We start from the raw sequence: 18,604 nt of genomic DNA, 5'->3' as shown, positions 1-18,604 counted from the left end.
ACCCGTTGGTAACCGCTGTTGCGCAACAAAGGATGACGACGTCATCAACTTCGGGCCACAGGGCCCACATCCCCTGCCTCCGTCGGGCTACGGGACCCCCATCCCCTACCTCCGGTCGAACGGCAGATCAAGCATGCGGATGGCGTTGCCGCGCAGCAGCTTGTAGGCGATGTCCTCGGGGAGGTGGCCCACGTGGTCGGCCGCCACCTCCTTCGTGTGCGGCCAGGTGGAGTCGACGTGCGGGTAGTCGGTCTCGAACGTCGCGTTGTCGACGCCCACCGTCTCGATCGCGTCGATCCCGTGCTTGTCACGGAAGAAGCAGCAGAAGATCTGCCGGTAGTAGTACGTGGACGGCGGCTCGGGGATCAGGTCCTGCACCCCGCCCCAGGCCCGGTGCTCCTCCCAGACGTCGTCGGCCCGCTCCAGGGCGTACGGGATCCAGCCCATCTGCCCCTCGCTGTAGGCGAGCTTCAGCCGTGGGAACTTCACCAGTACGCCGCTGAAGAGGAAGTCCATCATCGAGGCCATCGCATTGTTGAAGCTCAGCGACGCCTGCACGGCGGGCGGCGCGTCCGGTGACGCCGCCGGCATCTGCGACGAGGATCCGATGTGCATGTTCACCACCGTGCCCGTCTCCTCGCACGCGGCGAAGAACGGGTCCCAGTACCCGGAGTGGATGGACGGCAGCCCCAGGTAGGTGGGGATCTCGCTGAAGGTCACCGCCCGTACGCCGCGCGCGGCGTTACGCCGGATCTCGGCCACCGCCAAGTCGATGTCCCACAGGGGAATCAGGCACAGCGGAATCAGCCGGCCGCCGCTGTCCCCGCACCACTCCTCCACCATCCAGTCGTTGTACGCCCGGACGCAGGCGAGCCCGACCTCCTTGTCGTCGGCCTCGGCGAAGGTCTGCCCGCAGAAGCGCGGGAACGTCGGGAAGCACAGCGACGCCTCGACATGGTTGAGGTCCATGTCCGCCAGCCGGGCCTTCGGGTCCCAGCAGCCGCGACGCATCTGCTCACGCGTGATGCCGTCGAGGGTCATCTCGTCGCGGGAGAAGCCGACGGCGGCGATGATGCGCTTGTACGGGAACAGCTGCCCCTCGTACTCCCACCAGTCCGTGAGCTGACCCTCCGGATCCGTGGTGAACCGGTACTTCCCGCCGATGTACTCCAGCTCACCGATACCGGCGGTGAGGGGCTTCGGCCCCTTGTCGCGGTACTTCCGCGGCAACCAGGCCTCGAAGAGGTGCGCGGGCTCGATCACGTGATCGTCCACACTGATGACCTTGGGAAGCTCCGCCGTGCTGCGCTCGTCGCTGATCACGCTCTCCCCCACCTCTCCGCCACCTCTCCGCCGGTGTGCCACGCCAGGTCCCCACCACCCGCTCAACTGACGGGGCGTCAGTTATGACGTTATGGGCTCGCCCTCGCGGCGACAAGAGGCCGAGTGCAGCGGAGGTACAGCGGAAGTACAGCGGAAGTACAGCGGAGGTACAGCGGGGAGGTACAAACGCCGCCTTGTAGCCGGGCGTACGGCCCACCCAGCGGTACACCAGCCGCTGCCAACGGGGCGGACGCACTCAGTGCCGCCAACGGGGCGGGCGCACTCGGTGCTGCCCCACGGCGCTGTCCGAGACGAAAGTCTCCAAAAGTCCGACCAAGGTATCGTCCACCGGCCGACCAAGGTACCGTCCGCCGGCCGTCCCGCCCTCAGGAAGAGATCAGGCCAGTAAAGTCCCGGCTGTGCCCGACTCCGTGACCGCTTCCGCGCCCGTCCGGCGGAGTCCACGGGACTGGACCGTGGACACCGCTCTCTTCCTCGCCGCGGTGGCCTACGGCGTCGCGACCGCGAGGAGCAGGGGGCAGACAGGCCCCGAACTGCTCGGCCTGAACTGGCTGTACTGGCTGTACATCGAGCAGACAGCCGCGATGTTCGGCTGCGTCCTGCTGTGGCTGCGCCGGCGCAAGCCGGTCGAGGTCGCCCTGGCGCTGATCGTCCTGTCGGTGCCGTTCGAGATGGCCTCGGGCGCCATGCTCGTCGCGCTGTTCTCCGTCGCCGTACACCGCACACCGCGGACCACCGCGACGGTCTACGCGGTGAGCCTGGTAACGGTGGTCTCCGATGCCTTCATCCGCCCCGCCGCCGTCCTTCCGGCCCTGCTGTTCTACCTGCTCTTCGGGGCCATCGCCCAAGGCAGCGCGGTCGGTTGGGGCCTCTTCATCCGCCACCGCCGACAACTCCTCGAACGGGTCGCGGCGGAGGCCGGGCTCCGCGCCGAACAGGCCCAGCTGCGGGCCCGTGAGGAGGTCGCCCGGGAGATGCACGATGTCCTCGGTCACCGGCTGTCGCTGCTGGCCCTGCACGCCGGCGCGCTGGAGTACCGGCCCGACGCCCCCAGCGAGGACGTCGCCCGGGCGGCGGGGGTGATCCGGCAGAGCGCGCACCAGGCGCTGCAGGACCTGCGCGAGGTCCTGACGGTGCTGCGGGCGCCGGACGGTGAACTGCCCCAGCCGACCCTGGCCGATGTGCACCGACTTGTCGCAGAGTCGTGTGCGGCGGGGATGCCGGTACGGCTGCTCAAGGAGATCCCGGAAGCCGTACCGGAGCTGACCGGCCGTACCGCCTACCGGGTCGTCCAAGAAGCGCTCACCAACGTCCGCAAGCACGCCCCCGGGGCGACGGCGTGCGTCCAGGTGACGGGCACGGCCGATGAGGGGCTCGGCGTCGAGATCACCAACACCGCGCCCGGCCCCGGGCAGGCCGGCCGGCCGGACGCGTCCCCGGGGCAGGGCCTGGCGGGGCTGGCCGAGCGGGTGTCACTGACCGGCGGACGGCTGGAGTACGGCCCGGCCGGCGACGGAGGCTGGGAGGTCAGGGCGCGGCTGCCGTGGCCGCGGGAGCCCTGGCCAGACCCCTCTTGATGAACACGACTGATACATACAGCGCGTTCTGTCTGCGCATGCCCTCTACGGACGAGCTTTTCGATGTCTGCGATGTCTGCGATGCCTTCGGGGCCTTCGGGGCCAAGGGGGCCGGTCGCGGCGTACCGATCTACGAATGGGAGTGACCTAGCTGTGCCGGATGAGCCGAACCCCAAGGCCGACGAGCCCACCATGATCTCCGAGCCGCTCTGGGGCCAAGTGCTGGTGGTCCTCGTGTTCGGGTTGATCGGAGCGGGGATCTTCTGGCTGATCAAGCTGCTCGCGAAGTGGCTGGTGACGCTGCCCTGGGCGCCCATGCAAGGCCCGGCCAAGCTCGTGGCGTCGATTCCGGAGCCCGGGCTCACCATCGGGGCCATCGCGGTGGGCGGGGTCCTCGGCCTGATCGCGGGCGCGCTCGTCAAGTTCCACGAGCTGTCGGTCAGCGTCTCCGGCAGCGAGGTCGTCCTCACCCGGAAGGGAGAGCCGCGCACGTTCGCGGGGGACGACGTCGCCCTGGCCTTCCGCGACGGCAAGCACCTCGTCCTGCTCGGCCACCGCACCGAGGAGCTCGCCCGGGAGGAGTGCGACCAGGACCGTCGCCGCCTCGCCGAGGCCTTCACCGCACACGGCTACTCCTGGGCCGACGAGGACCCGTACCAGAAGGAGTTCCAGCTGTGGGTGCCGGACAGCAAGAAGCTCCCCTCGCACGCGCATGTCCTGCTGAAGGCCCGCCAGGAGCTGCTGAAGAATCCCGGATCGGCCGACCAGCTCCGGGAGTTGCGCGGCGAGCTGGTGGAGGCCGGTGTGGTCGTGCGCGACAAGGACAAGCGGCAGTACTGGCGGCTGCTGCGCGGCTGACGCAGTGGCGGACGGTGGGCCGCACCGATGGCGGACCTCAGGCGCCGGCGCCAGGTCACCGCCCTCCGGCCCGGGTCGCCATAGGCTCCTTCGCGACCCGGCGAACGCCGCCTGTCGGGACAGCCCTTAGTCTGACGGCATGACCACAGCCGAGTCCTCCACCGCCGAGTCCTCCACGGTCACTACGGTCAATGTGCTGATCGCCGACGACGACCCGCTGGTCCGCGTCGGGCTGTCGGTGATGCTGGGCGGCGCCGGAAACCTGCGCGTCGTCGCCGAGGCCGGTGACGGCGCCGAGGCGATCAGACTGGCCCGGCAGCACCGCCCCGATGTGGTCCTGATGGACATCCGGATGCCGGTCATGGACGGGCTGACCGCCACGGAAACCCTGCGCGCCATGAGCGACGCACCGGAAGTCCTCGTCCTGACGACGTTCGACGCCGACCACTACGTACTGCGCGCACTACGTGCCGGCGCTGCGGGCTTCGCGCTGAAGGACACCCCGCCGCCGGAGATCGTCGCGGCCATCCACCGGGTGGCACAGGGCCATCCGGTGCTCTCCCCGACCGTCACCCAGCGGCTGATCGACCAGGTCGTCTCCCTGCAGGACCACGCGCGGCGCCGCCAGGAGGCCGAGGCGCAGCTGGCGTTGCTCAACGACCGGGAGCGCGCGGTCGCCCTCGCCATCGGCCAGGGCAAGGCCAACGCGGAGATCGGCGCGGCGCTCTACCTCGGGGTCTCCACGGTCAAGACGCACGTCTCCAACATCCTGACCAAACTCGGCCTCAACAACCGGGTCCAGGTCGCCCTTCTGGTGCACGACGCAGGGCAGCTCGCAAACGACCGATGAGTCCGGGCGGCCGCCAGTCCCGGAATCTCCTGCGCGGCCGGGTCAAGGCCGCCCGCCCGGCAGTCGACGCGCCCTCGCCCGCAGCGGCGACCGGGCCGGTGATGCGCCAGGCCGGTAATGCGCTAGGCCCGGTAATGCGCCAGGCCGGTAATGCGCTAGGCCCGGTAATGCGCCAGGCCGGTAATGCGCCAGGTCAGAGATCGATCATCCCAGAGACCGATATCGATAAAATGTGCTATCAATCAACTGGGAAGGTGTGGCATGGACTGGTGGTGGATGTTGGTCCCCCTCGTCATCATGGGCGGGGGCTGGCTGAGCGACAACGTCCGGAGTGCGCTGAAGACCCGGCACAAGCGCAAACTGGCCCTGCTCAAGGCCACCGAACAACACCAGCTCGCACTGGACACGGCGAACCGCCCGCCCGAGCCGGTCTGCGGCTGCACTCACCACCTCGCCAAGCACGACAAGGCCGGCCGCTGCCATGAGGTGGTCGAGGCGCCGACCGCCTGGGACGCCGAGCGCAAACCGCTGCGTTACGAGCCCCGCCCGTGCAACTGCCAGCAGTACATCGGTCCCGAACCACTGGGCACGGTCTTCGCGGCGGAGATCGTTGACCCACGCTGATGACTGTCTTCTACATGCCAGACGCGCCTTACAGGTGAACGATGGCGCGTCAATCGCCTCGCGTGAGCGCAAACCCGTTGGAGCAGTGGGGAGTTGGACGTCGACTGGCCGGAAACCGCCTTACGTCGCCTACGCCGGCCGCCTAGCGTTGACTCCGTGACCAGATTTCGAATCCGGTCACAGAGTCAAGAGAGGTCAAGAGAGAAATCCTCAACGGCCTTGACGGCCTTGACGGCCTGACGGCCTGACGGCCTTAGCAGGCAAGGCAAGACACACGGCAACGGGGACGACCTGTCCAGGCAAAGGCTCAAAGGGGGACGGTCCGTGGTACGCGCGGAACGCGCCGAACGCATCCTCACGGCAGCGGCCGATCTGCTGCTCGCCTGGGGCTACCGGCGGGTGACGATCGACGAGATCGCCCATCGCGCCAAAGTCGGCAAGGGAACCGTCTATCTGCACTGGAAGACCAAGGAATCACTGTTCCTGGCCGTGCTGATCAAAGAGCAACTCCAGAGCCAGTACAGCCAGTTGGAGATGATGCGGAACGACCCGCTGGAGATCCTGCCCAGCCGGCGGGCCGGCGGCCTCTTCCGCGAGTTCCTGAGCCGCCCCGTGCTGCGCGCCCTGTACACCGACGACTCCGACCTCCTCGGCCGGCTCAACGACACCGCGAAGAAGGAATTCGCGCACCTGATGGCCGAGGGCGACCAGATGGCACGCCGCCAACTCGAAGTACTCCGCGAGCACGGCCTGTTGCACGTCGACGCCGACGTCCGCCACCAGCAGTACTCCCTGATGGCGATCATCACCGGCTTCTTCACCGCCGAGGGCCTGCTCGCGGAGCGTGCCCCCGACACCCCGGAAGTACGGGCCGAGCTGCTCGCCCGCACGGTGCACAGCGCGCTGGAGACCTCGGCCCCCGATTCCGCACGTGCCACCGCGGCAGCCGCAGCCGCCCCCGAAATCATCCGGCTCTACGAGCACTTGGCCGATCTCAGCGCGCAGGAGATGAACCGTCAGCTCCGCGGCTGAGCCGGATCTCCGGGGCTGAGGCCAGATCTCCACGGCTGAGAACAGCCCGCGCGATCCGGCCCGAGCCCCACCCGAGTCCCACCCCAAGCTCCACCCGAGCCCCACCCCCGACTCTCCCTGTCACCCACTCCCACCGGAGGAGGACGCACGATGTCGGCATCACCCTCGCCGCTCACCGAGCACGTCGGGAAACACCCGGACGAGCCCAACATGATGGACCCGTCACTGCTCAACGACCCGTTCACCGGCTACGGCAGGCTGCGCGAGCAGGGCCCGATCGTCCGCGGGCGGTTCTTCGACGACGCACCCGTGTGGTTCGTGACCCGCTTCGAAGAGGTCCGCCAGATCCTGCGCGACCCGCGGTTCGTGAACGACCCGGCGGCGCCGGCCCTGAACCGCGCAGCCGAGGAGTCCCCCGTATTCCGCTTCCTGGAGCAGATGGGCTTCCCCGAGCACCTCCGCCCGTACATGACCGGGTCGATCCTCAACCAGGACGCCCCCGACCACACCCGGCTCCGCCGCCTCGTCTCCCGCGCCTTCACCGCACGGAAGATCACCGACCTGCGGCCACGCGTCGAGCAGATAGCCGACGAGCTGCTGACCCGGCTTCCCGAGCACGCCGAGGACGGTGTCGTCGACCTGATCAAACACTTCGCCTACCCGCTGCCGATCACGGTCATCTGCGAACTGGTCGGCATCGCCGAGGCGGATCGCCCGCAGTGGCGGAAGTGGGGCTCCGACCTGGTCTCCCTGGAGCCGGACCGGCTCGGCACCACGTTCCCCGAGATGATCGACCACATCCACGAGCTGATCCGCGAGCGGCGTGACTCCCTCACCGACGACCTGCTCAGCGAGCTGATCCGGACCCATGACGACGACGGCAGCCGGCTGAGCGACGTCGAGATGGTCACCATGGTCCTCACGCTGGTCCTGGCCGGCCACGAGACCACCGCCCACCTCATAAGCAACGGCACCCAGGCCCTGCTCACCCACCCCGACCAGCTGCGCCTCCTCAAGGACGACCCGGCTCTGATGCCGCGTGCCGTCCACGAGCTGATGCGCTGGTGCGGACCGGTGCAGATGGTCCAGCTGCGCTACGCCACCGAGGACGTCGAGGTCGCCGGCACCATGATCCACAAGGGCGACAACGTCCAGCTCATCCTGGTCTCGGCGAACCGCGACCCCCGCCACTACACCGACCCGGAACGCCTCGACCTGACCCGGCACCCGGCCGGGCGCGCCGAGAACCATGTGGGCTTCGGCCACGGCGCGCACTACTGTCTGGGCGCCGGCCTCGCCCGGCAGGAGGCCGAGATCGCCTTCAGCAGACTGCTCACCCACTACCCCGACGTCTCCCTGGGCGTCCCGCCCGAAGGTCTGGAGCGGCCGCCGCTGCCGGGCAACTGGCGGCTGGCGTCCCTGCCACTACGGCTGCACTGACCACTGCGCTGACCACTGCACTGGCCACTGCACCGACGGCTGAATCGACCGCTGAGCTGCCCCCCCCCGGTGATCGGCCCCGATGACCGGGGGGGGGGTCGGTCACCGGGTCGGTCACCGGATCGGTCACCGGGCCAGTCACCGGATCATTCACCGGGCCGGTCACCGGGCCCGGCTCGCCCGCAACGAGTACATCAGCGGGATCCGCGGCCGATCGCCCGGGAAGCGGTAGTAGCCGTCGTCATCGCGTCGCAGCGCACCGAACCGCTGGAACAGCGTCATGTCGTGTTCGTGCAGGAAATCGATGCGCAGACCGGCCCCGGCCAACGCGGAGACGACGTCCCCGAGCGGATGCTGCCACTCGACGCTGCGGTTGTTGACCGTCGGCGCGTCGAAGTCCGTGTACGTGCCGGGCGTATCGCCGACCCAGGCGTCCCGGCTGAAGTAGTCGTGGACGATGCGCGTGCCGGTCTGGTCGTCCAGGGCATCGGTCAGCGGATGGAATTCGGCGAGGTAGAGAAAGCCACCGGGGGCGACGAGCGAGGCGGCGATATCGGCCCAGCGCTCGAGGTCCGGAAGCCAGTTCAGCGCCCCGAGGCCGGTGTAGACGATGTCGTACGCATCGTCCGGGACGGCCTCGGCGGCGTCATACACATCCGCGGCGACGAACGCCGCCCGGTCCGGACCGTAGCCGAACTCGGCGGCCAGTTCGCGGGCGGTCTCGACGGCCCGCTCGGAGAAGTCCAGGCCGACGACGCGGGCGGCACCGCGGTGGACCCAGGACAGGGTGTCCTGGCCGAAGTGGCACTGGAGGTGGAGCAGGGACCGGCCGGTGACCTCGCCGATCTCCGCGACCTCGAAGTCGCGGATCACGTCCCGGGCCCGGCGGAATCCGTCCTGGTCATAAAAGTCGCTGGCGGTGTGGATAGCGACGCGCTCGTCCCACCTGGCGCGATTCGCTTCCCGCCAGTCGTCGGGGCCGGTATGTCCTCGCATACGGCGAAGTTATCCACAGACTGGTGCCCCTCACCAACGCTTTTCCCGCGCCGGCCGCAGAATGGGCCCATGACTGACGAGACGACCGCCGGCCCTGGCCCCGGCCCCGGCCACCGCTCCACCGACCCGACCCCTCCGACGACCGGCCCTGCCCGCTCCTCCAGCGTGGCGACGGGCCCGGCCGCCCCCATAGCGGGCGCCGCAGCGGCCGCGACGGCCGAGAGCACAGACGCGGGAGTTTCCGAGGGCATGCCCGACTTGCCCGACTTGCCTGACCTGCCCGACTGGGAGAAGCGCTTCCGTGCCCCACGGATCGGGCTGCCGGAGTGGGCCGAAGACGCCCCCGCCCGCTCCCTGTTCGTCTCGAACGCCACCGGCACCTTCGAGCTCTACGCCTGGGACCGCGAGACGGGCGGACAGCGGCAGGTCACGGACCGGCCCAACGGCACGACGGACGGCACACTGTCCCCCGACGGCGAGTGGATCTGGTGGTTCTCGGACACCGACGGTGACGAGTTCGGCATCTGGATGCGCCAGCCCTTCGCGGGCGGCCCGGACGAGCCCGCCGCCCCGGACCTCGCCCCCTCCTACCCGGGCGGCCTGGCGATCAGCCGGGACGGCACGTCGGTCATCGGCCGCTCCACCGACGAGGACGGCTCGACGATTCACCTCGTCCGCCCGGGACAGCAGCCTGTGGAGATCTACCGCCACCGCGAGTCCGCAGGCGTCGGCGACCTTTCGCACGACGGCTCGCTGATCGCCATCGATCACACCGAGCACGGCGACGCGATGCACTCCGCGATCCGCATCGTCCGCCCCGACGGCTCCACGGTCGCGGAGCTGGACGACACCAACGGCGGCACGGAAGAGCTGGGCCTGGCGGTGATGGGCTTCGCTCCCGTGGACGGTGACTCCCGTCTCCTGGTGGGGCACCAGCGCCGAGGCCGCTGGGAACCGATGATCTGGGACCCGCTGACCGGTGTGGAAACGCCGCTGGAGATCGACCTTCCCGGCGATGTGGGCGCCGACTGGTACCCGGACGGCTCGGCCCTGCTGGTGGAGCACGAGTACCAGGCGCGCACCGAACTGTGGCGTTACGAGCTGGACGGTGCGGCTGACGGCCCCGCTCTCGTCCGGGTCGACACCCCGGCCGGTACGGTCTCGGGCGCAGCGGCCCGGCCGGACGGAACGGTGGAGTTCCTGTGGTCGTCGGCCGCCCAGCCCCCGGAGGTGCGCTCGACGAACGGCAAGGTCGTTCTGGACCCGCCCGGGATGACGGCACCCGGCTCGGTGCCGGTGCGTGACGCCTGGGTGGACGGTCCCGGCGGCCGGATCCACGCCCTGGTCCAGCAGCCGGCGGGCGAAGGCCCCTTCCCCACCCTCTTCGACGTACACGGCGGCCCGACCCACCACGACAGCGACGCCTTCGCCTCGTCACCGGCCGCCTGGGTGGACCACGGCTTCGCCGTCATCCGCGTCAACTACCGCGGCTCGACCGGCTACGGCCGGGCCTGGACGGATGCGCTCAAGCACCGCGTCGGCCTGATCGAGCTGGAGGACGTCGCCGCGGTGCGGGAGTGGGCGGTCGAGTCCGGTCTCGCCGACCCCGAGCGGCTGGTGCTGGCGGGCGGTTCCTGGGGCGGCTACCTGACCCTGCTGGGGCTCGGCACACAGCCGGACGCCTGGACGCTGGGCCTGGCCGCGGTCCCGGTCGCCGACTACGTCACGGCGTACAACGACGAAATGGAAGCGCTCAAGGCGATGGACCGCACCCTGCTGGGCGGCACCCCCGAGGAGGTCCCCGAGCGGTTCGAAGCCTCGTCCCCGCTGACATACGTGGACGCCGTACGGGCACCGGTCTACATCTCCGCCGGCGTCAACGACCCCCGCTGCCCGATCCAGCAGGTCGAGAACTACGTCAAGCGCCTTGAGGACCGCGGCCACCCCCACGAGGTCTACCGCTACGACGCCGGCCACGGCTCCCTCGTCGTGGAGGAGCGCATCAAGCAGCTCCGCCTGGAACTCGACTTCGTCCAGCGCCACATGCCCATACCGGCACAGAACCAACAAAACCCACAGAACTGAACCAGCAGGACTGAACCAGCAGAGCTCAACCAGCAGAGCTGAACCGCAGGGCCAAGGCACCACAGGCGGCCAGGCAACCCGCGAGGTTGGCCGGTCAGAGCGCCAGGCGGCCAGGCCGCCAGGTGCTCAGGCGGCAGGCGGTCGGGCCGTAGGCGCTCAGGCCGCAGGTGGTCGGGCCGCAGGTGGTCGGGCCGCAGGTGGTCAGCCGGCGGCGTGGTGGGACAGGGCTGCGTGCGGGTCCGTGCCCTCGCTGGTGTGGTCGGTGTGGACGGTCGCGGCGGTGAGCCGGGGGAGCGCGTGGATGAGGGCATGTTCGGCGGCGACGGCGAGCGCATGGGCCTGCACCACGGTCAGCTCCGCGTCGACGACGATGTCGGCCTCGGCCCGCAGGGTATGGCCTATCCAGCGCATACGGACCTGCCCGACGCCGCGAACGCCGTCCACCGCACGCAGGGTGGCTTCCGCCGTGTCGATGAACTGGGGATCGACCGAGTCCATCAGGCGCCGGTAGACCTCCCGGGCGGCATCGCGCAGGACCATCAGGATGGCGACGGTGATCAGCAGACCGACAACCGGGTCGGCCAAGCGCCAGCCGAGCGCCGTACCGCCCGCACTGAGAAGAACGGCGAAGGAGGTGAACCCGTCGGTACGGGCATGCAGGCCGTCGGCGACCAACGCCGCGGAGCCGATCCTGCGGCCCGTGCGAATGCGGTAGCGAGCCACCCACTCGTTACCGATGAACCCGGCCACCGCGGCCATGGCGACGGCCCATAGGTGGGTGACGTCCCGAGGGTGCAGCAACCGATCGATGGCCTCGTAGGCGGCCAGGAAGGAGGAGACGGCGATGGTCAGCACGATGGCGATACCCGCGAGGTCCTCGGCGCGGCCGTAGCCGTAGGTGTAGCGGCGGTTGGCCGCCCGTCGGCCGAGGACGAAGGCGATGCCGAGCGGGACGGCGGTCAGGGCGTCGGCACCGTTGTGGATCGTGTCACCGAGCAGCGCCACTGATCCGGACAGCACCACGATCACCGCCTGGATCACAGCGGTCAGCCCGAGGACACCCAGCGACAGCCACAACGCCCGCATTCCGGCCCGCGAGCCCTCCATCGCCGCATCGACCGTATCCACCACCGCGTGCCCATGCGGCGTCACCACATGCCTGTCTCGCACACGCCCGACTCGGCGCCACCACCGGACCCACCGGCCGGAACGGTGCGGGACACGCAGGTGGTCATGCTGGTCATGACCATGCGGGCACGGGCCATTGCCTGCCATACGACCTACCGTGGCACGCCGATCCGATTGCGGCTACCAAGCTCATACACCCGAAAACCAGGTGCGACACCGCCGCACCACTACAGACAGCGCGACACCATCGCACGACCGCAATCACTGCGACGCCATCGCACATCTGCAATCACTGCGACGCCATCGCACATCTGCAAACACTGCGACGCCGTCGCATCACTACAAGCGGTGCGACGCTTTCGCACCGCTGCAAAAAAGCAGAAACAGGGGGTGGGGAGGGGCGGGAGGGGGCGGGGGGGCGGGGGGACCCCCCAGAGGCGAGGTCGCCGCTCCAGTCTTCCCCCAGTCCCACCCCGACCCGCCCCACCCCCAGCCCAGCCCCACCCAACCCCGCCCTGCTCAGCCCCGTGCGCTCAGGCGTCGGCTGCGGCGTCGCTGCGGTCCTGACGCTTGTCTCCCGCAGCTGCGGCATTACTGGGGGCGTTACCGGGGGCGCTGCGGAGGCTCTGTTCCTCTCGCATATCGTCCAGCGGCTCCTCACGCATATCGTCCAGCGGCGCGATGCCCAGTGCCGCGTCCCTGGCGGCTTCGGATTCGCGGCGGAAGAGGCGGAACCACATGAAGACGACGAAGCCGGCGAAGACGAACCATTCGCCGGTGTAGCCGAGGTTCTGGAATGCCTTGAGGTCCAGACCGCTGCCCTCGGCGGCGGCCGGAGGGACGGCGCGCAGCGGGGGCTGGGCATCGGTGAGCGTGATCCATGCGTCGTAGACGTCGTACGGCACGACGTTGACCAGCGACGCCGCGCTGATCATGCCGAGCTGCCCCGGCGGCAGCCCGCCGCCCGCGTGGACGCCGTCGGTGCCCTGGTTCTCGGACGCCTGCAGCGCCCCGGTGACCGTCACCTCGCCCTTGGGCGGCGCGGGCACCTTCGCCGTATCGGCTACGGCATCGGCGTCGCCGGGCAGCCAGCCGCGTACGACCGGAAGGGCCTTGCCGCTGTCCGTACGCAACAGGTTGAGGACGTAGAAGCCCTGCCGATCACCGTGCCCGTCCTTCAAAGTGCGGGCCGGTACGAGCAGTTGGTGTCCGGTGTCGTAGTGTCCGCGAGCGCTGGCCTGGCGGCCGGAGGTGACCTTGTCGACGGGCAACAGGCTGTCGACGGGCCGGGCGGCCGCGGTCTTGGCCCGGGCGGAGCGGTCCGCCTGCTGCTGGTGACTGTCGACCCGGTCCTCGAAGCGGCCCAGCTGCCAGCTGCCCATGAAGACGCAGAAGGGAATCGCCAGTACGGCGAAGACGTTGATCCCCCACCACCGCGGGGTCAGCAGGAACCGGTACACACCATCAACGGTACGGGGCCCCCACGGCGGGTCCGCACCGCCCCCTCCCGGGCCGCCGAGCACCAACGCGCAACCAAACGCGCAACCATCGGCCGCCAACGCGCAGCCGCCGACAGTCAACGCGTCATCACCGATCGCCAACGCGCAGCGGCAGCCGGCCGCCGGCGCGCAGCGGACGTCACTCGGCTGTCAGTGCCGCGCGAACGTCACTCGGTCGTCAGTGCCGCAGCGGACGTCACTCGGTTGTCAGTGCCTTTGTGCGGTAAACCGTTCCGGCGCACGCGTCGGCGATCTTGGCGTCGGCCGCGGCAGGCTCGCCGGCCTCGGGCGTGTGACTGAGTACGATCCCGCCGGACGCGGCCCCGCCCGTCTCGGACCCCGTATCGCCGCCCGCCTGACCGGTGCTCGTGTCGGGCGGCGGGGCTCCGCTGTCCGCGGTCTGGTCCGGGCTCTTGGTCGGCTGGGGCGTCGGCGAGGGCTTCGGAGCGACGCATCCCGTGGGGCCGCCGCCGGCCTCCGGGATCCAGGCGAACTGGACCTCGTACGCCTCACCCGGCTTGAGAACCAGCTGGTCAGGGGCGACGGCCGGATCGGGCAGCCCGGTCGCGTCGTCGCCCGAGGTGTGGTCGACGACGTGGATGCGGTCGGCATGCGTGGTGCCCTGTGCCACCACACCGACGGCGCCGCCGCCCTCGACGGAGCAGGCCGCATTGGAGGTGTTGACCACCCGGAACGAGCCGTAGACACGGCCCGAGGAGTCCGCCGGCCGGACCGTGCTGCTGCCCTTCCCGAGCTGATCGCGGCTGCAGACCGGCGAGGCGACCTCCATGGTGTTGTCCGGCGCGGGGGTGCCGCCGACCCCGGGCACGGCCTCGGCGCTCTGGCCAGGGAGGTGCCGCTCGGCCTCCTTGCCCTTCTCCGGGTGCTTGACGTCGTCGGGCTTGGCGGGGCCGGTGCCGGGCGCCGGCCGCGGACCGGCCTGCTCGGTGCCCTCGCCGTGTGCGCCGTCGGTACCGGCGTGCGCCCGCTGGCTGCTCGCGGTGTTGGCGGAACGGTCCGTGGAGCCGCCCGTGCTCTCCGCCACGTGGACCATGGCGGGGATGGAGGTGCCGCCGAACAGCAGCGCGGCTGCCGCACCGACGACGACATGCCGGCGGCGCTGCCGGCGGGCGGGAACGGCACGGTGCAGCCGTTCCAGTGCGTCGGGTGAGGGCTCGAGGTCGCCGACGCGGGCCTGGAGCAGCTGTCTCAGCTCGTCCTCGCCGCCGGAATCACCGCCGAAGCCTCCGGTGGGGTGGCCACGGCCGTTGCGGCCACCGTCGTCACCATCGCCGCTGCCGCCACCGCCGACGACGGTGCCGAAGCCGCCGAACGCGACATCGGCCCGTTCATCACGCTCGTGCACGTCATGCCCGTGCACGTCAGACCCATGCACGTCAGGCCGACGCACATCCCGTTCGTACGCAACGTCCTCGTACGCATCACGCTCATGCGCATCACGCTCACGCGCATCGTGATCACGCGTATCACCGCCGGACACATCACTGTCGGACGCATCGCGGCCACACCCATCGCCAGACACATCGAGCGGGTCGTCCCGACCGGACTTCTGGCCACTCATTCCGCCCATGCCGTTCATGCCGCTCACGCCGCTCATGCCGGAGCCTCCATCGCGACGCGGAGCGCCGCGATGCCGCGCGACCCGTACGCCTTGACCGAGCCGAGCGATATCCCCAGCGTCTCGGCGACCTGCGCCTCAGTCATATCGGCGAAGTAGCGCAGTACCAGCACCTCACGCTGCCGGCGCTGCAGCCCACGCATCGCCTTGATCAGCTGGTCGCGCTCCAGCAGGTCGTACGCGCCCTCCTCGGCGCTCGCCATGTCGGGCATCGGCTTCGAGAGCAGCTTGAGCCCGAGGATGCGGCGCCGCAGCGCGGAGCGCGAGAGGTTGACGACGGTCTGCCGGAGGTAGGCGAGGGTCTTCTCGGGGTCGCGGACGCGCCCGCGCGCGGAGTGCACACGGATGAAGGCCTCCTGGACGACGTCCTCACAGGAGGCGGTGTCGTCGAGGAGCAGTGCGGCGAGGCCGAGCAGGGAACGGTAGTGCGCGCGGTAGGTCTCGGTGAGGTGGTCGACTGTGGTGCCCGCTGCCATCGCTTCGTCAGTGTCCCCACGCTGAGAAGGAAGCTGCGCGGGGCGCGTGGCGGACCAGGGGGCGATCACTGGCATGCCCCCGGGTGCGCGGGGTGGCTGCGGGCACACTGCCGCGCCGGCTGCGCCCGCTGGGGCGATCGTGAATCCGAGTACCTCTGCCACGCCTGTTGGACACGCTTCCCCCCATAAGGGTTGTACGCGTAAGGCACCGCTTGCGACGATGCGTTAAACGCCCTCATGCGTACCAGCTCTTCCTGAATGCCCTATTCGTCCCGACACGCTTACCCACGACACCCGAGGGCTCGCCATCGACCCGCGGACATTCCGAGCCACCCTGAGGGCGGCCACAAAGACGCTCCCGGCCCGACTGCCGGTTGCAGCACGACGGGGGGCGAATGGTCGAACAGAACGTCATCCCAGATCAAGAGGTATCAGTCGGCAACTCGCTTACAGGATCTTCACACATCCTGCAACATACCTCCCAGGGGGTGGACCCGCGACGCCCCCTCACACCAAGCCGCTCCTCAGACAGGCACCGAGGTGCTCCCCATACAGGCGCCAACCCGGCTCCCCTACGGCGGCCCCTCCGCCGCGCCCTACCCCCACAGCTCCGCCGCCACCAGCTCGCCGATCTGCACCGTGTTCAAGGCCGCCCCCTTGCGCAGATTGTCCCCGCACACGAACAGCTGCAGCACCCGCGGATCGTCCATCGAGCGCCGCACCCGCCCGACCCACGTCGGATCGGTCCCGACCACATCGGACGGCGTGGGGAACTCCCCGTCCGCCGGGGCGTCACACAGCACCACCCCCGGCGCCGCCGCCAGGATCTCGTGTGCGCCGCCGACCGTGACCTCGTTCTCGAACCGCGCGTGTACGGCCATCGAGTGGGCAGTGAGCACCGGCACCCGTACACAGGTCGCGGTGACCGGGAGCTCCGGCAGCCCCAGGATCTTGCGGGACTCGTGGCGGACCTTGAGCTCCTCCGAGGACCAGCCGTCCTCCTGGAGCGAGCCGGCCCAGGGCACCACGTTCAGCGCGATCGGCGCCGGGAACGGCCCCAGAGTGTCCCCGACAGCGCGCCGTATGTCGCCGGGCGTCGCCCCCAGCTCCGTACCGCACACCGCGGAGAGCTGTGCGCGCAAGGTGTCCACACCGGCCCGCCCCTCGGCGGAGACGGCCTGGTACGAGGAGACGATCAGCTCGCTCAGCCCGTACTCGGCGTGCAGCGCGCCCATCGCGACGATCATCGACGCCGTGGTGCAGGTGGGGTTGGCGATGATGCCGCGCGGACGCACCCGCGCGGCATGGGCGTTGACCTCGGGAACGACCAGCGGCACGTCCGGATCCAGACGGAAAGCGCCCGAATTGTCCACGACCACCGCGCCCTTGGAGACCGCCACCGGCGCCCACTGCGCGGAGACCTCGTCCGGCACGTCGAACATCGCGACGTCGATCCCGTCGAAGGCCTCCTCGCTCAGCGCGACGACCTCGACCTGCTCACCCCGCACGGTCAGCTTGCGGCCGGCCGAACGGGGAGAGGCGATCAGCCGGATCTCGCCCCAGATATCGGCGCGCTCGGACAGGATGCCGAGCAGCACCGTGCCGACGGCACCGGTGGCACCTACGACGGCGAGCCGCGGCTTCCGGGCCGTACGGGCGTCCGCCCCCGCCGTGTCAGCGAGGGACGGACGGCCCGCCTCGGCCGGAATCATCGTCCGGTGCCGCCATAGACCACGGCTTCGTCGCTCTCCGAGTCGAGACCGAAGGCGGTGTGCACGGCGCGCACGGCCTCGTTGACGTCATCGGCACGGGTCACGACCGAGATGCGGATCTCGGAGGTCGAGATGAGCTCGATGTTCACGCCGGCGTTCGACAGCGCCTCGAAGAACGTCGCGGTGACGCCCGGGTTGGTCTTCATGCCCGCGCCGACCAGGGAGATCTTGGCGATCTGGTCGTCGTAGCGCAGCGAGTCGAAGCCGACCACGGCACGGGTCTTCTCCAGAGCCGCCACGGCCTTGCGGCCCTCGCTCTTGGGCAGCGTGAAGGAGATATCGGTCAGACCGGTCGACGCGGACGACACGTTCTGCACGACCATGTCGATGTTCGCGTCGGAGTCCGCGATCGCACGGAAGATGAGCGCGGCCTCGCCCGGCTTGTCCGGGACCCCGACGACCGTGACCTTCGCCTCGGAGGTGTCGTGTGCGACGCCCGAGATGATTGCCTGCTCCATCGGCTGGTCCCCTTGCGGTTCGTTGCTGACCCACGTGCCCCTGAGCCCCGAGAACGAGGACCGGACATGGATCGGGATGTTGTAACGGCGTGCGTACTCGACGCAGCGGTGCAGCAGCACCTTGGAACCGGAGCTGGCGAGCTCCAGCATGTCCTCGAAGGAGATCCAGTCGATCTTCCGGGCCTTCTTCACGACCCGCGGGTCGGCGGTGAAGACACCGTCCACATCGGTGTAGATCTCACAGACGTCGGCGTCCAGGGCGGCGGCCAGCGCCACCGCGGTGGTGTCCGAGCCACCGCGCCCCAGGGTCGTAATGTCCTTCTTGTCCTGCGACACACCCTGGAAGCCGGCGACGATGGCGATATTGCCCTCGTCGACCGAGGCCCGGATACGGCCCGGCGTGACGTCGATGATCCGCGCCTTGTTGTGCGCGGAGTCGGTGATCACACCCGCCTGGCTGCCGGTGAAGGACTGCGCCTCGTGACCGAGGTTTTTGATCGCCATCGCCAGCAGGGCCATGGAGATCCGCTCTCCGGCGGTCAGCAGCATGTCGAACTCGCGCCCCGACGGGATCGGGGACACTTCCTGCGCGAGATCGATCAGCTCGTCCGTCGTGTCGCCCATCGCCGAGACCACCACGACAACCTGGTTGCCGTTCTTCTTGGCCTCGACGATTCGCTTGGCGACGCGCTTGATGCCCTCGGCATCCGCAACGGATGAGCCGCCGTACTTCTGCACGACAAGGCCCACGTGCGCTCCTCGCAACTGTCTCTTCGGGAGGTTTCTCCCGGACCCCCGGATACGGGGGTACTGCGGTCGGCTCAGT

General features: G+C 69.7%; 16 protein-coding genes. 8 read left to right on the top strand and 8 right to left on the bottom strand.

What is annotated here, in order from left to right; all coding sequences use genetic code 11:
- Positions 1–105 precede the first annotated feature (105 nt).
- A complete protein-coding gene (locus ACFY12_RS24020) occupies positions 106–1,323 on the bottom strand; it encodes an amidohydrolase family protein (RefSeq protein WP_390717939.1) in 1,218 nt (405 codons plus the stop codon).
- Positions 1,324–1,742: 419 nt separating this feature from the next.
- Here ACFY12_RS24020 and ACFY12_RS24015 point away from each other — a divergent pair, with 419 nt between their 5' ends.
- From ACFY12_RS24015 to ACFY12_RS23985, 7 genes are all read left to right on the top strand, one after another.
- Positions 1,743–2,921: a sensor histidine kinase gene (locus tag ACFY12_RS24015; RefSeq protein ID WP_390717938.1), complete on the top strand. Its 1,179-nt coding sequence runs from the start codon at positions 1,743–1,745 to the stop codon at positions 2,919–2,921.
- Positions 2,921–3,067 (top strand): hypothetical protein, encoded by a 147-nt coding sequence (locus ACFY12_RS24010; RefSeq protein ID WP_390717937.1) that lies wholly within the window; start codon positions 2,921–2,923, stop codon positions 3,065–3,067. Before ACFY12_RS24015 ends, ACFY12_RS24010 begins: the two co-directional genes overlap by 1 nt.
- 7 nt (positions 3,068–3,074) lie before the next feature.
- Complete coding sequence (locus tag ACFY12_RS24005; RefSeq protein ID WP_390717936.1) at positions 3,075–3,779, top strand: hypothetical protein; 705 nt, start codon at positions 3,075–3,077, stop codon at positions 3,777–3,779.
- A 139-nt stretch (positions 3,780–3,918) separates the two neighbouring features.
- Positions 3,919–4,629, top strand: a complete 711-nt coding sequence (locus ACFY12_RS24000; RefSeq protein WP_390717935.1) for a response regulator — start codon at positions 3,919–3,921, stop codon at positions 4,627–4,629.
- A 261-nt stretch (positions 4,630–4,890) separates the two neighbouring features.
- The gene (locus ACFY12_RS23995; RefSeq protein WP_390717934.1) at positions 4,891–5,253 is read left to right on the top strand and encodes a hypothetical protein; all 363 of its coding nucleotides are present in this window, start codon (positions 4,891–4,893) and stop codon (positions 5,251–5,253) included.
- 324 nt (positions 5,254–5,577) lie between these two features.
- Positions 5,578–6,285 carry a TetR/AcrR family transcriptional regulator gene (locus ACFY12_RS23990; RefSeq protein WP_390717933.1) on the top strand — a complete coding sequence of 236 codons (708 nt, stop codon included), beginning with the start codon at positions 5,578–5,580 and terminating at the stop codon, positions 6,283–6,285.
- Between the two features lie 150 nt (positions 6,286–6,435).
- Positions 6,436–7,725: a cytochrome P450 gene (locus tag ACFY12_RS23985; RefSeq protein WP_390717932.1), complete on the top strand. Its 1,290-nt coding sequence runs from the start codon at positions 6,436–6,438 to the stop codon at positions 7,723–7,725.
- Positions 7,726–7,887: 162 nt separating this feature from the next.
- On the opposite strand, the gene ACFY12_RS23980 is transcribed toward ACFY12_RS23985, so the two are convergent.
- Positions 7,888–8,721, bottom strand: coding sequence for a class I SAM-dependent methyltransferase (locus ACFY12_RS23980; RefSeq protein ID WP_390717931.1), 834 nt, complete (start codon positions 8,719–8,721; stop codon positions 7,888–7,890).
- Between the two features lie 249 nt (positions 8,722–8,970).
- On the opposite strand from ACFY12_RS23980, the gene ACFY12_RS23975 reads away from it, so the two are divergent.
- On the top strand, positions 8,971–10,806 hold the full coding sequence (locus tag ACFY12_RS23975; protein WP_390718214.1) for a S9 family peptidase: 1,836 nt from the start codon (positions 8,971–8,973) through the stop codon (positions 10,804–10,806).
- 201 nt (positions 10,807–11,007) lie between these two features.
- Here ACFY12_RS23975 and ACFY12_RS23970 read toward each other — a convergent pair whose 3' ends face one another.
- The 6 genes from ACFY12_RS23970 to ACFY12_RS23945 form a co-directional block, all read right to left on the bottom strand.
- The gene (locus tag ACFY12_RS23970; RefSeq protein ID WP_390717930.1) at positions 11,008–12,081 is read right to left on the bottom strand and encodes a cation diffusion facilitator family transporter; all 1,074 of its coding nucleotides are present in this window, start codon (positions 12,079–12,081) and stop codon (positions 11,008–11,010) included.
- Positions 12,082–12,467: 386 nt separating this feature from the next.
- A complete protein-coding gene (locus tag ACFY12_RS23965; RefSeq protein ID WP_390717929.1) occupies positions 12,468–13,394 on the bottom strand; it encodes an SURF1 family protein in 927 nt (308 codons plus the stop codon).
- A gap of 235 nt (positions 13,395–13,629) precedes the next feature.
- Positions 13,630–14,799 carry a hypothetical protein gene (locus tag ACFY12_RS23960; RefSeq protein ID WP_390717928.1) on the bottom strand — a complete coding sequence of 390 codons (1,170 nt, stop codon included), beginning with the start codon at positions 14,797–14,799 and terminating at the stop codon, positions 13,630–13,632.
- Between the two features lie 248 nt (positions 14,800–15,047).
- Positions 15,048–15,710: a SigE family RNA polymerase sigma factor gene (locus ACFY12_RS23955; RefSeq protein ID WP_390717927.1), complete on the bottom strand. Its 663-nt coding sequence runs from the start codon at positions 15,708–15,710 to the stop codon at positions 15,048–15,050.
- A 434-nt stretch (positions 15,711–16,144) separates the two neighbouring features.
- On the bottom strand, positions 16,145–17,260 hold the full coding sequence (locus ACFY12_RS23950) for an aspartate-semialdehyde dehydrogenase (RefSeq protein WP_390717926.1): 1,116 nt from the start codon (positions 17,258–17,260) through the stop codon (positions 16,145–16,147).
- Entirely contained in the window at positions 17,257–18,528 is a 1,272-nt protein-coding gene (locus ACFY12_RS23945; protein WP_390717925.1) for an aspartate kinase, read from the bottom strand. The genes ACFY12_RS23950 and ACFY12_RS23945 overlap by 4 nt, the downstream gene beginning before the upstream one ends.
- Positions 18,529–18,604: the final 76 nt, after the last annotated feature.

Origin of the sequence: Streptomyces sp. NPDC001339 (assembly GCF_042895955.1) — a bacterium.
Taxonomy (GTDB): domain Bacteria; phylum Actinomycetota; class Actinomycetes; order Streptomycetales; family Streptomycetaceae; genus Streptomyces.
This window is presented reverse-complemented; position numbering and strand designations above follow the sequence as displayed.